The organism is Streptomyces sp. NPDC031265 (assembly GCF_055570295.1).
Genome location: NZ_JBVIHM010000024.1, coordinates 74661 through 88557, shown reverse-complemented (window position 1 = coordinate 88557; position 13897 = coordinate 74661). Strand labels below are relative to the sequence as shown.

Annotated in this window: 9 protein-coding genes and 1 tRNA gene; 5 read left to right on the top strand and 5 right to left on the bottom strand. The window is 72.2% G+C overall.

Annotated features, from left to right (window positions below; genetic code table 11):
• The first annotated feature begins 244 nt into the window (after positions 1-244).
• The 5 genes from ACZ499_RS29890 (at position 245) to ACZ499_RS29870 (ending at position 8512) form a co-directional block, all read left to right on the top strand.
• Complete coding sequence (locus ACZ499_RS29890; protein ID WP_468679362.1) at positions 245-1429, top strand: Gfo/Idh/MocA family protein; 1185 nt, start codon at positions 245-247, stop codon at positions 1427-1429.
• Positions 1430-1537: 108 nt separating this feature from the next.
• Positions 1538-1614, top strand: a tRNA-Pro gene (locus ACZ499_RS29885).
• A 177-nt stretch (positions 1615-1791) separates the two neighbouring features.
• Positions 1792-4014 carry an NADP-dependent isocitrate dehydrogenase gene (locus tag ACZ499_RS29880; RefSeq protein ID WP_468679361.1) on the top strand — a complete coding sequence of 741 codons (2223 nt, stop codon included), beginning with the start codon at positions 1792-1794 and terminating at the stop codon, positions 4012-4014.
• A gap of 174 nt (positions 4015-4188) precedes the next feature.
• Positions 4189-5232, top strand: coding sequence for a trypsin-like peptidase domain-containing protein (locus tag ACZ499_RS29875; protein ID WP_468679360.1), 1044 nt, complete (start codon positions 4189-4191; stop codon positions 5230-5232).
• 3040 nt (positions 5233-8272) lie between these two features.
• On the top strand, positions 8273-8512 hold the full coding sequence (locus tag ACZ499_RS29870; RefSeq protein ID WP_468679394.1) for an acyl carrier protein: 240 nt from the start codon (positions 8273-8275) through the stop codon (positions 8510-8512).
• Between the two features lie 7 nt (positions 8513-8519).
• Here the strand turns inward: ACZ499_RS29870 and ACZ499_RS29865 are convergent, their stop codons facing one another.
• The 5 genes from ACZ499_RS29865 to ACZ499_RS29845 all read right to left on the bottom strand — a co-directional run bounded on the left by ACZ499_RS29865 (position 8520) and on the right by ACZ499_RS29845 (position 13747).
• Positions 8520-9776, bottom strand: a complete 1257-nt coding sequence (locus tag ACZ499_RS29865; protein WP_468679359.1) for an MFS transporter — start codon at positions 9774-9776, stop codon at positions 8520-8522.
• Between the two features lie 110 nt (positions 9777-9886).
• Positions 9887-10249 carry an ArsR/SmtB family transcription factor gene (locus ACZ499_RS29860; protein ID WP_468679358.1) on the bottom strand — a complete coding sequence of 121 codons (363 nt, stop codon included), beginning with the start codon at positions 10247-10249 and terminating at the stop codon, positions 9887-9889.
• 225 nt (positions 10250-10474) lie between these two features.
• On the bottom strand, positions 10475-11200 hold the full coding sequence (locus tag ACZ499_RS29855) for an SDR family NAD(P)-dependent oxidoreductase (protein WP_468679357.1): 726 nt from the start codon (positions 11198-11200) through the stop codon (positions 10475-10477).
• A 73-nt stretch (positions 11201-11273) separates the two neighbouring features.
• Positions 11274-12650, bottom strand: coding sequence for an aldehyde dehydrogenase family protein (locus ACZ499_RS29850; RefSeq protein ID WP_468679356.1), 1377 nt, complete (start codon positions 12648-12650; stop codon positions 11274-11276).
• The gene (locus tag ACZ499_RS29845) at positions 12650-13747 is read right to left on the bottom strand and encodes a phenazine biosynthesis protein (protein WP_468679355.1); all 1098 of its coding nucleotides are present in this window, start codon (positions 13745-13747) and stop codon (positions 12650-12652) included. The genes ACZ499_RS29850 and ACZ499_RS29845 overlap by 1 nt, the downstream gene beginning before the upstream one ends.
• Between the last annotated feature and the right edge of the window lie 150 nt (positions 13748-13897).

Sequence of the window (13897 nt, the reverse complement as noted above, 5' to 3'; positions counted from 1 at the left end):
GGACGTCCGTCGGCCGCTCGTCGCGCGGCCTCCGGCCTGTGCGAACCTGATCGTTTCGCCGTGCCACGGCCAAGCTCTTTTCCGGACCGGCGCGTTGGAGTGCCACCGGGTGGCGGCGGCGCGAAACAATTGTCCCGGGCGCATACTCCGGCGCGCGGCACCGGATCGGGCGCCGATGTCATCATCGGGCACCGGACACCCCGGCGCGCCGGGCCACCAGGCCCAGACCGTAAGGAAGTTGACCATGACCGACCTCCGTATCGGCGTCCTCGGCTTCGGCCTGCGCGGCAGCCTCGCCCGCGTCGCCCACCGCCCGGGCCGCGGCTCCGCCGTGACCGCGCTCGCCGACCCCGACCCCCGGGCCCGCGCGGAGGCGGCCGGGGCCTTCCCCGACGCCGCCATGACCGGAGACCACCGCAAGGTCGTCGAGGACCCCGACATCGACGCCCTGCTCGTCCTCACCCCCGACCACACCCATGCCGACATCGCCTGCGCGGCCATGCGGACGGGCAAGCCCGTCTTCGTGGAGAAGCCCCTGGACATCTCGGTCGAGCGCTGCGACACGATCCTGCGCACGGCGTACGAGACCGGGTCGCGGCTGTACGTCGGCCACAACATGCGCCACATGCCGGTGGTCCGGCTGATGCGCGACCTCGTCGAGCGCGGTGCGATCGGCAGGGTCAAGACGGTCTGGATCCGCCATTTCGTCGGCTACGGCGGCGACTGGTACTTCAAGGACTGGCACGCCGAGCGCGCGAACACCACCGGTCTGCTGCTCCAGAAGGCCGCTCACGACATCGACGTGCTGCACTGGCTGGCCGGCGGCTACGCGCGCGACGTCCAGGCGATGGGCGACCTCATGGTCTACGGGGACAATCCCCACCGGCGCGCGGAGGGCGAGCCGAAGGCGGACGACTGGTACACCAAGGACGGCCACTGGCCGCCGCACACCCAGCGCGCCCTGAACCCGGTGATCGACATCGAGGACGTCTCGCTCCTGAACATGCGCCTCGACAACGGCGTGCTCGCCGCCTACCAGCAGTGCAACTTCACCCCCGACTACTGGCGCAACTACACGGTCATCGGCGACGCGGGCCGCCTGGAGAACTTCGGCGACGGGCCCGGCAGCCGGGTCAAGGTGTGGAACGCCCGGCGCTCCCACTTCCGGGACGAGCCCGACGAGGTCCACGAGGTGCCGTCCGCCCCGGACGACTCGGGCCATGGCGGCGCGGACCCGCTCCTGATCGACGAGTTCCTGCGCTTCGTACGCGAGGGCGGCCGCACCGACACCTCGCCGGTGGCCGCCCGGATGGCCGTGGCGGCGGGCTACCAGGCGACCATGTCGCTGCGCGACGGCGGCACGCCCAGGCGGGTCGAGCCGCTGGACCCGGAGCTCGCCGCCTATTTCGCGGCAGGTCAGGTCCGCTGAGCCGGCCCGCCGGATCCGACGGCCGAAAGGGGTTCGTGACCACCGGTCGAAGTGCGGTATTGTTCTGGTGCGCGTTCGGCCGGGGGAAACCCCAGGTCAGACGGGCATCGGGACGTGGCGCAGCTTGGTAGCGCACTTGACTGGGGGTCAAGGGGTCGCAGGTTCAAATCCTGTCGTCCCGACCAGCGTTTTCGCAGGTCGGAAGCCGTCTTCTCCATCGGAGAAGGCGGCTTTCCGTGCGTTCGGGCGTAGATCTTCCGCCGGTTCTGGCGGTTTCGGCGGGCCGGGCCCCTGTCCGGCCGGGGTCCGTCACGAGATATCTTGATGTCGAGCAATGTTGCATACGTGGAGTGGAGCACCCGGTGACTGACTCGACCATCATCTACACCCACACTGACGAGGCGCCCGCGCTGGCGACGTACTCGTTCCTGCCTGTGGTCCAGGCGTATGCCTCGACGGCCGGGGTCACGGTGGAGACGCGGGACATCTCGCTGGCCGGGCGGATCATCGCCCACTTCCCGGAGTACCTCCAGGAGGGGCAGCGCATCGACGACGCCCTCGCCGAGCTCGGCGAGCTGGCGAAGACGCCCGACGCGAACATCATCAAGCTGCCGAACATCTCGGCCTCGATCCCGCAGCTCAAGGCCGCCGTCGCCGAGCTGCAGGCGCAGGGCTACGCGCTGCCGGCCTACCCGGACGACCCGCAGACCGACGAGGAGCGCGACATCCGCGCCCGCTACGACAAGGTCAAGGGCAGCGCCGTGAACCCGGTGCTGCGCGAGGGCAACTCCGACCGCCGCGCCCCCGGCTCGGTCAAGAACTACGCCAAGGCCCACCCGCACCGCATGGGCGCCTGGACCGCCGAGTCGAAGACGAACGTGGCGACCATGGGCGCCGACGACTTCCGCTCCACGGAGAAGTCCGCGGTCGTCGCCGGGGCCGGCTCGCTCCGTATCGAGCTGGCGGCCGAGGACGGCACCACCACCGTGCTGCGCGAGTCCGTGCCGGTCCTCGCGGGCGAGGTCGTCGACGCCTCCGTGATGCGCGTCGCCGCGCTCCGGGCGTTCCTCACCGAGCAGATCGACCGCGCCAAGGCCGAGGGCGTGCTGTTCTCGGTGCACCTCAAGGCCACGATGATGAAGGTCTCCGACCCGATCGTCTTCGGCCACGTGGTGCGCGCCTTCTTCCCGCAGACCTTCGCGAAGTACGGCGAGGCGCTGGTCGCCGCCGGCCTGTCCCCGAACGACGGCCTCGGCACCATCCTCAAGGGCCTGGACTCCGTGCCGCACCTCGGCGCCGAGATCAAGGCGTCCTTCGAGGCCGAGCTCGCCGAGGGCCCGGCCCTCGCGATGGTCGACTCCGACAAGGGCATCACCAACCTGCACGTCCCCAGCGACGTCATCGTCGACGCCTCCATGCCGGCCATGATCCGCACCTCCGGCCACATGTGGGGCCCGGACGGCCAGGAGGCCGACACCCTCGCCGTCCTGCCGGACAGCAGCTACTCCGGTGTGTACCAGGTCGTCATCGACGACTGCCGCGCCAACGGCGCCTTCGACCCGGCCACCATGGGCTCGGTCCCCAACGTCGGCCTGATGGCGCAGAAGGCCGAGGAGTACGGCAGCCACGACAAGACCTTCGAGATCGCCGCCGCGGGCACCGTCCGCGTCGTCGACGGCGAGGGCAACGTCGTCCTGGAGCAGCCGGTCGCCGTCGGTGACATCTTCCGGATGTGCCAGACCAAGGACCTGCCCATCCAGGACTGGGTCAAGCTCGCCGTCACCCGCGCCCGCGCCACCGGTAACCCGGCCGTCTTCTGGCTGGACGCCGAGCGCGCCCACGACGCCGTCCTGATCGAGAAGGTCAGGACGTACCTCGCGGAGCACGACACCGAGGGCCTGGACATCAAGATCCTGTCCCCGGTCGAGGCGACCGCGTTCTCCCTGGAGCGCATCCGCCGCGGCGAGGACACGATCTCCGTCACCGGCAACGTGCTGCGCGACTACCTGACCGACCTGTTCCCGATCCTGGAGCTCGGCACCAGCGCCAAGATGCTCTCGGTCGTCCCGCTGATGAACGGCGGCGGCCTCTTCGAGACGGGCGCCGGCGGCTCCGCCCCCAAGCACGTCCAGCAGCTGGTCAAGGAGAACTACCTGCGCTGGGACAGCCTGGGCGAGTTCCTGGCCCTCGCGGTCAGCTTCGAGCACCTCGCCACGACCAAGGGCAACGCGCGCGCCCAGGTCCTGGCCGACACGCTCGACCGCGCCACCGGTGCCTTCCTCAACGAGGACAAGTCCCCGAGCCGCAAGCTCGGCGGCATCGACAACCGCGGCAGCCACTTCTACCTGGCCCTGTACTGGGCCCAGGAGCTGGCCAAGCAGACCGACGACGCGCAGCTCGCGGAGGCGTTCGCGCCGCTGGCCAAGACGCTGGCCGACCAGGAGCAGACCATCGTCGGCGAGCTGATCGCCGTCCAGGGCTCCCCGGCCGACATCGGTGGCTACTACCAGCCCGACCCGGCGAAGGCGGCGGCGGTCATGCGCCCGTCGGCGACCTTCAACCAGGCCATCGCGACCCTGGCCTGATCCGACAGCGGCACCCGTACCGCCCCGGCCGGCACTGCGCCCGGCCGGGGCGGTCCCCTTTCCCGGGCCCGTCCCGGGATTTTCCCGGCCCGACCTTCGCGGACCGCCCGCGAAAGTGCCGCCGCGCTGGCACGATGGGGAAATTCCGGCGCCGCTCGCGAGGGGGAGCAAGCGATGGTCGAACTAACCGTGGAAGAGCGTCAGCGGCTCGTCACCCTGCTGGCCGCCGTGCCGGTCCTCGGCTCCCCGTCCGGGCGCGCCGAGATCCTGACCCTGGCAGGTCTGGGCGATCTCGTCCCGCACATCGACCTCGAAGGCGCCACGCTCGTGGCGGTCAGCCGCGTCGTCACGCACCTCTCCGCGTACGGCAGGGTCTCCTACGACCACGAGGCCCTCGGCCTCCTGCTCAATGTGATCGCCACCCTCACCGGCAGGGAGCAGCAGGACTTCATCGCCGCCCTGCTGCTGCGCCACCGCATGATGGTCCCGGTCTCCCCGGCCCCGGCGGTCGCCGCCTGGAAGGGCCCCACCAGCCCCGAGGGAGTCGAAGAGAAGATCATCGCCGCCAATACGCTGCGACCGGTCCACTTCCTGGAGCTCGCCCTGGCCGCCGCCCGGCCGGTCTGCCAGATCGTGGTGGACCACACCACCGGCCGCTGGACCGGCACGGGCTTCCTGGTCGCGGACGACCTGCTGCTGACCAACGAGCACGTACTGCCGCACGCGGACCTGCTCGGCAGCGCCCGCTTCCTCTTCAACTACGAGGACGACTCGGCGGGCCGGCCGCGCCCGGTGCACGCGGCCCGCGCCACCGGGCGGCTGTACCTCGCCGACGCGCGCTGCGACTTCGCGCTCGTCGAACTCGCGGAGAGCCCCGGCAGCGAGTGGGGGCACCTGGAGATATCCGGGGCGCCGCCCCGGCAGGGCGACCGCGTCAACATCGTGCAGCACCCTGCCGGGCGGCCCAAGCAGATCGCGTTCCAGAGCAACTTCGTGGAGTACGTCGACGCCGACGTCGTCCAGTACGTGACGGCCACCCTGCCCGGCTCCTCCGGCGCCCCCGTGCTCACCGACGACTGGCGGGTCTGCGCGGTCCACCACGCCGGCGGCAACCTCCAGGAACCCGCCACCGGCAGCTACTACTACCGCAACGAGGGGATCCTGCTGAGCCGGATCCTGCGGGAGTTCCCGCCCGACGTCCGCTCCCGCCTCGGCTGATCACCCGGCGCACGCGCACCCCGGAGAGACCGCCATGCCAGATTCCGACCGCGCCGGGCTGCGCGGCAGACTCATCCAGAGCTTCGCCACGCTGCCCGGCATGAACGACCCCGGGCAACGGGCGTTCCTCCTGGAGAGCGCCGGATACGGGGAGTCGCTCCTGCACGTCGCCCCCGGCACCACCACCGTCTCCTTCTTCACCTCGGTCGTCGCCCAGGTCGCCCGGGACGGCCCGCGCGCCCTCGCTGACTTCGTGCGCGCGCTCGCCGCGGTGGCGGTCGTCGGCGTGGACCGCCAGGAGGCGATGGCCCGGCTCGCCGACGAGGTCGCCCGGCTCGACCCCGCCGACCTCGACGCGTTGACCGCCACCGGCACACCCTTCGCCGGACTGCGCGAGCGGGCCCGGCGCGCCACCCTGCGGGAGATATCCGAGATCGGCTCCAAGTACCTGCGCGAGCTCTACTTCCGCCACCACGAACTCGAAGAGCGGGTCGAGGAGTTCCTGGCCAACGACAGCACCTGTCTGCTGGTGGTCTCCAAGCCCGGCCGGGGCAAGACCAATCTGCTCTGCTCGCTCGCCGAGCGCCGCCTCGACGACTCGCCGGTGCTGCTGATGTCGGCGCGCGTCCCGGTCTCCGAGCCGCACGGGCTGCTCAGCCTGATCGCGACCCGCCTCGGCTACGGCGCCGACTGGCCCGGCTGCTTCGCGGACCTGGCCCGCACCGCCGCCCCCGGCCGCCCGCCGCTGCTGCTTCTCGACGCGATCAACGAGTCCCCGGCCAAGCCGGACGCGATGAAGGCGGCGCTGCACGAGCTGCTGCGGCAGGCCGAGAGCGCCGGGGTGAAGGTGGTGGTCACCTGCCGCACCGACTTCTGGCAGTTCTACCGCGCCCCGTTCTGGGCCAGCTACGTCTGGCAGCGCGAGCCCGTGCAGAGCGGCCCCCGGGTCACCCCCGCGACCCGGGTCGAGGAGGTACCGCTCTTCCCCCTCGCCTCCTTCCCCGGGATCGCCGCCGCCTACTTCAGCGCCTTCGGCATCCGGGGACGGCTGCGCGGCGAGGCCGCCGAGCGCTGCCGGCACGCGCTGGTGCTGCGCATCCTGTGCGAGGCGTACCGCGATCGCGACATCGGCGTGATCGAGGACTTCCGCCTCTTCCGCCTCTTCAAACTGTTCTGGGAGCGCAAGGTCGAGCAGGTCGCGTACGCCACCTCGCTCAAGGGGAAGGGCGCGGTGGCCGAACTCGTCCTGGACGTGGCCCGGTTGATGCGGCAGAGCCGCTCCACCTCGGTGCCGCGCGGCGCCGTCGCCGCCACCCTGCGCGCCACGGCGGCCGAGCTCGACACCAGTGACTCGCTCTACAGCCGGGTCATCGACGAGGAGATCATCCTTGAGGAGAGCGTCGACGACGAGATCGGCGTCCGCAACGTCGTCTTCATCTACGACCGCTTCGCGGAGTACGTACTGGCGCTGAGCCTCTACCTCGACCAGGGCTGGGAGGCCAAGCACCCGGACGACATCGCCGCCGACGCGCTCGTCCTGATGGCGCAGGAGCCCGGATTCGCCACGCTGCGCGGCGCCCTCGAATTCCTGGTGCTGCGCCTGGAGGACCGCAGGGCGCCCGACGAGGCGCACACCGCGGTGATCAGGGCCATGCTGGAGCGCGACTGGAAGTGGCGGGGCATCGGCACCCAGCTGGTCTTCCAGCTGGACCCGCACGGCACCCGGTTCTGGGACTTCGTGTCCGAACTCGCCTCGCAGGAACACTATTTCGTACGCCGTATCGTCGCCGACCAGATGGACCGCCTCGCGGTGACGGGCGGGCCGCAGGTGCTGCGCTCCCTCAACCGGCTGCTGTGGGACGTGAATCCGACGGTACGGGCGTCGGCGCGCCGCACCCTGCTGCGGCTGCCCGCCGATGTGGCGGTGGAGGAGGTCCGGCTGCTGCTGGCCCGCCCGGACCAGGACGCGGTGGAGCTCGCGGCACGGCTGCTGGTGGGCACTCCGGACGGCGGCCCGGGGCTGCCGGCCGAGCACGTGGCGCAGGTGGCCGCCGAGCACGCCTCGCACGGGCGCCTGCCGGACGCGGTCCTTGCCGTAGTGGAGGAGACCCGGGGGATCGCGTACACGGAACTGCCCTGGCTGGCCGAGTGCGAGGAGGTGTTCGCGGCGGCGCCGGGGCGGTCGGCCGGGCGCTGCCGCGAGCGCGTCCGGGCCATCAGGCTGCGCCGGGAGGCCGAGCTGGAGCAGGACCGGCTGTTCCTGAGGGAGTTGTACGAGCGGATCGGTCAGGAGCGCGGCGCGTCCGGGCTGCCGGAGGCGCGGAGTGCCGCGACCACGTCCTTCCTGCGCGCCCTGTGGCAGCGGATGAAGGACGAGGGCGCTCCCGGGCCCCGGCTCAAGCGCCTGGAGGCGGAGACCCGCAGCTGGCTGTTCACCTCCGCGATGACCGACCTGTGGCATATCGGCCGCCGGGTCCTCGGCTCGCCGGTCCTGAGGAGCGGCCCGCAGGAAGGCCGCCACGAGTGGGTCTACTTCTGCACGCGTACGGCCGGTCGAGTCGGACACCAGTTGGAGGAGAGGGAAGCCCTGGCACTGGCCCACCCGGAACAACTGGTGCTCTGGATCTGGGAGAGCGAGCAGGTCAGACGGGCGCGGGTGAGCGGCGTCGATGCGCTCGTGGACCGTCTGGTGAGAAAGCCGGTGGAGCGGATGGCCGAGGAGTTCGAGGTGTACCAGCACCAGGAGCAGCTGGCGCAGACCGCACTCGCCGATCTCCTTGAGGCGCTCTGCCGGGTGCTGCGCGGCAGCCCGACGGCCCCCGCGCAGGTCCTCGCGCCGCTGGTCGTCTGGCACGAGACCCGGGAGAGCCGGGTGGTCGACGCGGCCCTTGACGAGCTGCACTGGATGGACCCGGACGCGTTCTGGTTCCTCCTCCAGTCCTTCCTCAACCACCCGGACCAGCGCCTGATCGACGCGGCCTCGCGGGCCGGGGAGCGGGCCGAACAGGCCGACGAGAGCGGGTCCGACCGGCGCCGGGAAATCCTGGACGGCCTTGCGGAGATCATCAACGAGATCGCCGGGGTCCCCGTTGAGGACGTCCGGATGGGGGAGCGCTTCGCCGAGGACCTGGACCTCGACTCGCTGTCGATGGTGGAGGTGGTGGTGGCGGCCGAGGAGCGTTTCGACATTCGTATCCCCGATGAAGACGTCCTGGGCGTACGCACCGTGCGCGCGGCCGTGGACTACATCATCAACGCGCCTTCGCGCAGGCGCAGGTGACGTGATGTCAGCCGACCCGTACGGCCGCCCGCTCCGCCTCGGCCGCACTGCGCTCCGGCGCGGCTCCCTGCGGCCACACCGCCGTCGCCGCCCCCGCCGCGCCCAGTGCGATCACCCCGAGCACCCCCGCCGTCACCGGCACTCCCGCCCCGGCCGCCAGCCACCCCGCGAGCGGATATGTCAGCAGCCAGCAGCCGTGGGAGAGGGAGAACTGGGCGGCGAACGCGGCCGGGAGGTCGGCCGTGGCCGTGCAGCGGCGGATCAGGCGGCCGCCCGGGGTCAGCACCGCCGAGCTCGCGGCGCCGATGGCCGCCCAGGTCACCAGTAGCCCGGCCCAGCTCCAACTCCCGGCCGGTGCAAGGGTGGTGGCGGCCACCGCGACCATGACGCCGGGCAGGGCGTAGGCCGCCGGGAGCATCACCGCGCGGTCGCTCGTCCGGGCCAGGAGGCGCGGGAGCCACAGCGCGGCGGCCATGGAGCCGATCCCGTACGCGCCGAGGGCGAGCGAGACCGCTCCGGCGGGCTCGTGGAAGTGGCCCCTGACCACGACGACCGTGTTGACGAACACCATCGCGCCCGCCGCCGCTACCGCGAGGTCGAGGGCGAGCAGGGCCCGCAGCCGGGGGTCCGCCCAGAACAGCCGGGTCCCGGACGCGGCCCTGGCGCAGGCGCCAGTGGTACGTGCCACCGGGGTGGCCCGGGGCAGCACGGCCGACACCACGAGCGCGGCGGAGCCCAGGAAGCCCAGGGTCGTGCCCGCGAAGAGCCAGTGGTAGGAGACCACGGTGAGCAGCAGTGCGGCGAGCGCGGGGCTCAGCAGGCTCTCCAGGTCGTAGGCGAGGCGGGACATGGACAGGGCGTGGGTGTAGTCGCGCTCGGCGGGCAGGACTTCGGGCACGGTCGCCTGGAAGACCGGGGTGAACGCGGCCGAGGCGGCCTGGAGCAGGAAGATCAGGACGTACACCTGCCAGACCTGCGAGACGAACGGGAGCGTCAGGGCCACGCCCGCGCGGGTCAGGTCCGTCGCCACGAGCAGCGCCCGGCGCGGGATCCGGTCGGCGCAGGCTCCCACGAGCGGGGCCACTCCCACGTACGCCACCATCTTGATCGCGAGCGCGGTGCCGAGGACCGCCGAGGCGTGGCCGCCCGCCATGTCGTAGGCGAGCAGGCTGAGCGCGACGGTGGCGAGGCCGGTGCCGAGGAGCGCGACGACCTGGGCGGTGAACAGGTGGCGATAGGTGCGGTTGCGCAGTACGGACAGCATGGGACCCGTCCCGGGGGCGCGAGAAGGTGCTGGGACTCCCATCGTAACCAATGCGTGCGTACCTATGCACATGTTCGGTGGATCAGGGCCGAGGACGGGCGGTGACCTCGTCAGTCGTGCGGCGGGAGGGCGCCGAGCTGGTGGTCGGCCACGTTCAGGGCCTCGTCGACCAGGCGCCGCAGATGGCCGTGGCGCAGCGAGTAGACCACCCGGCGGCCGTCCTTGCGGGTCGCCACCAGACCGGCCAGGCGCAGCTTGGCCAGGTGCTGGCTGACCGACGGGCGGGCGGCCCCGCAGGCCACGGTGAGGGTGGTGACATCGGCCTCGCCCGCGCCGAGCTCCTTGAGCAGGGCCAGCCGGGTACGGTCCGCGAGCAGCGTCAGCACGGCGACCGCGACGTCCAGGCGCTCGTCCTCGCCAGTGGTGTGCGGGTGCGGGGAGTGCGCATCTGACAGGTTCTCGCTCGCGCTCATCTCCCCATCGTAGAGGGCCGGTACGGGCCTGAGCGGTCTCGGGGGAGTGGGGCACGCCCCCACGCCGCCCGGCACGGCACCTCGCCGCACTGCCGCATCACCCAAGTACGTCCAGTACGAGGGCGATACGGCAGCACGCCGATGCACCGCACCGGACGACGCGGAAACGCACCCCACTTCCCCGAGACCGCTCAGCCGGGTGGCCCGCCCGCACCGGTTCGCCGTTCAGCGGGTCGGTATCACGCCGCCGTCGACGCGGACGACCTGCCCGGTGATGTGCCGGGCGGCGGGCGACGCCAGGAACCGTACGACCCCCGCCATGTCCTGCGGCTGTCCGGCCCGGCCCACCAGGGTCTCCGCCACCCGGGCCTCGTGGAACTGCTCCGAGCGGCGGTCACGGAAGAACTCCGTCTTCTCGACGTAGCCCGGCGCGACCACGTTGCAGGTCACCCCGCGCGGCCCGAGCTGGCGGGCGATGAAGATGTTCCAGCTGTTCATCGCCGCCTTGGCCGCGCCGTACGAGCCCGCGCCCCGGTCGGCCGCGAAGGAGCTGATGTTCACCACGGCCCCGCCGGAGGCGAGCTGCTTGTCGACGGCGGCCGTGGTCAGCACGGCGCCGAGCAGATTCGCCTCCAGGTTGGCCCGCCACCGTTCGGCCAGGCTCCGCAGATCGCCCGGCGGCGGGGCGTCGAACTCCCGGTTGCCGCCCGCGTTGTTGACGAGCACGTGCAGGACGTCGGGCAGCCGGTCCCGGAAGCCCTCCAGCTGCTCGGGGTCGGTCACGTCGCAGGGCAGCGCCGTCACCCGGCCGCCGAGCTCCTCGGCGGCCCGCAGCAGTACGTCCTCGCGGCGGCCGCTGATGACGACGTGGTCGCCGTCGGCGAGGAACGCCGCCGCTATCGCCTTGCCGATGCCGGTGCCGCCACCGGTCACCAGGACGGTTCGAGTCATCTCCACACACTCCAGGGGTCGTTGCAGTGAGGTAGGGCGGGGGCGCCGGGCGCACGTGTGGCGCCGGCCGCGCTCAGGCCGAGGTGCCGAAGGCCCGGGCCTCCATCAGCTCGTGGCTCAGATAGCCGTCGTGCGGACTGGTCCGGCCCGCCTGGTACGTGGGGATGGGGCCCAGCAGGACCTTGCGGATCGACCGCTCCCGCAGGGCCTCGCGCGCCAGCGGCTCGTCGCCGCCGAGGATGGTGAGCGCGAGCGTGTCCCGCAGCGGGCCGAACCCCTGCTCGCGCCGCCACGGCAGGATCCACACGCACGGGAACGAGAGCTCGATCCGGGCGCCGGGGTGGTCCGGGCGGTCGCAGAGCAGTACGGCGGGTCGCAGCGCGCCCGACCCGTCCCCGAGGTCCGCCACCGGCCCCTCGGGATAGAGCGGGGCCGCCACGTCGACGGCGCCTTCCAGCCGTCCCTCCAGGTGCTCCCGCAGCGCCCGCGCCTCCGCGAGCGGCAGCACCGGCACCTGTGCGTCGGGCGACTGGGGCGGCGCCGGGGTCAGCCGTGCCAGGCGCCCGGCCACGGCCGCCGCCAGGGCCGCCGGGTCGGCGTCGGTGAACACGGCGGTCGCGTTGGTGCAGCGCATCCCCGCGTCGTAGCCGACCGACCGGCAGATCACGTCGACGGTCTGCTCGGTGATCTCACCGGTGTGCAGCAGCTTGGAGCGGCCCGGGCCGCGCAGGATGACCCGGCGGTCCTCGCCGTAGCGCCGGGCCGCCGCGTCCCCGCCGAAGACCAGGCTCAGATCGGCGGCCTCGACCAGCGCGTCCCCGGTGGCGTGGCTGCCGGGCAGCAGCGAGAGGTAGTGCGGGGCGACGCCCGCGTCCAGGAGCGCGGCGATCATCCGGGCCGGGGTGAACGGATCCCGCGTCCCCGGCCGCACCACCAGCCGGTACCCGCAGGCCAACGCGGTGAGCCACTGGGTGTGCGTGCCGGGGTTGTTGCTGGGCGCGATCACGGCGAGCACGTCGCCGCGCCGGGTCCACACCGTGGAGATCTCCCCGGGGACGGGGGCGGCCGAGGCACCGGCCGGGCGCTCGGCCAGGAACCGCGCCCCCACGCCTGCGAACGTCTCCGCGACGTCCCGCAGCGAGTGCCGGGCCACCGCGACGGGCACACCGGCGACCCGGGACTGGAGCTCGCAATAGGCCTGCGGGGAGAGCCCGTTGAGCGTCCCCGTCTCGAAGAGCTCGCCGGCCGCCGCGATGCGCTCCGGCTCAGGCGTCCGCTCGGCCCCGGCCCGCGCGTCCGCGACGGTGAGGCGCGCCAGGAGGGGCGGGGCGAGGTGGACGAGCGCCAGCAACGTGCCGTCGACACCCGCGAGTTCGGCGCGCTCGGCCGAGTGCCTGGGCAGGCCCGCCCGGATCAGCGGGATCTCATGGAGATCCTTGGCCTCGGCCATCAGTAGACCCCCTCGACCACGGAGGTGCCCGCCGACTCGTAGGGGCGGACCCCGGAGAGCTCGATGCCGGGGAAACCGTCGGCCGAGGCCCGGCGGGTGGCCAGGTCCCGCTCCAGGGTCGGCGGGGTGAAGTAGTCCCGGGTGAGCACGGTGATGACGACCCGGCCGTCCTCGTCGTCGGCGACGATCCGGTCGGGCTGTGCGGGGTCGACGAGTTCGACCACGGTGTACGGATGGAACGGGCGGAAGACGCACGGTGCGGCGTCGCCGGGCCGGGGGGTGCGCTGGGGCGCCACGCCCATCATCGTGTTGCCGTACGCACCGGCCAGCTTGGCCTGCGGGAACAGCTCCTCGTCGATCAGGCGCAGGGTCTCGCCGTCCATGCTGGTGCCGCCCCAGATGATGCCGCGCACGCTCTCGCGCAGCAGGGCGAACACGTCCTCGCGGGCGCCGATGGACTCCAGGATGCGCGGGGTGGTGGAGATGCCGCGGATGTCCTGGGTGTGCAGGACGTCCTTGACCTGGTCGAGGATGTGGTCGACGTACCTGCGGAACTCGGTCTGGCGCCCCTCGCTGACACAGCGCCGCACCCAGCGCGGGTCGAGGTCGACGAAGTAGCAGAGCATGCCGCGCAGTTCGGAGAGGGTGCTGATGTTCTTGGCCATCACGTGCGGGCCCGTCGGGCCGATGTGGAGCCAGTTGCCCTCGCCGGAGGGGAAGCCCTGCTCGTCGAGCAGCCGGCTCTGCCACTGGACGTTGCGGCGCCGCGAGGTGGCGTCCACGATCCGCTTGGGCGCACCGGTGGCGCCGCCCGACTCGTAGATCCCGTACCGCACTCCGGGCGCGCTGCCGCGCGGTACGAGCTGGTCGGCCGGTATCCGGCTCCAGTCGACCGGCACGTCCGCGAACAGGCGCAGGTCCGCGAGGCACTGGACATCGGCACGCGGGTCGAAGGAGAAGCCCTTGGCGCGTTCGACCCAGTACGGGCTGCCGGTCAGCGGAGAGAAGTGCCACTCCATGGTCGCGCGGACGAGGTCGTCGATGTCGGGCAGCTGGTCAAGTGGGGGCTCGAACACGGAAGTGAAGTCATCGGCCATCTCGGTTCGGTCCTGTCCGTTCTGGGTGGCGATCGGCGACCCGGCGTCGCAACGCTCGGCGGGCGTAGAACAGTTGACTGATTGTCAGAGGTGCTGATTGTTGGCAGTATGTTGAGCGCGGGTAGGGGCGTCAAGACTCCCCGCGCATCA

Coding starts and splice junctions, on each gene's coding strand:
- ACZ499_RS29850 (WP_468679356.1), bottom strand. CDS start 12,650: ATGGCCGAGGCCAAGGATCTCCATGAGATCCCGCTGATCCGGGCGGGC.
- ACZ499_RS29855 (WP_468679357.1), bottom strand. CDS start 11,200: ATGACTCGAACCGTCCTGGTGACCGGTGGCGGCACCGGCATCGGCAAG.
- ACZ499_RS29875 (WP_468679360.1), top strand. CDS start 4,189: ATGGTCGAACTAACCGTGGAAGAGCGTCAGCGGCTCGTCACCCTGCTG.
- ACZ499_RS29860 (WP_468679358.1), bottom strand. CDS start 10,249: ATGAGCGCGAGCGAGAACCTGTCAGATGCGCACTCCCCGCACCCGCAC.
- ACZ499_RS29845 (WP_468679355.1), bottom strand. CDS start 13,747: ATGGCCGATGACTTCACTTCCGTGTTCGAGCCCCCACTTGACCAGCTG.
- ACZ499_RS29865 (WP_468679359.1), bottom strand. CDS start 9,776: ATGCTGTCCGTACTGCGCAACCGCACCTATCGCCACCTGTTCACCGCC.
- ACZ499_RS29890 (WP_468679362.1), top strand. CDS start 245: ATGACCGACCTCCGTATCGGCGTCCTCGGCTTCGGCCTGCGCGGCAGC.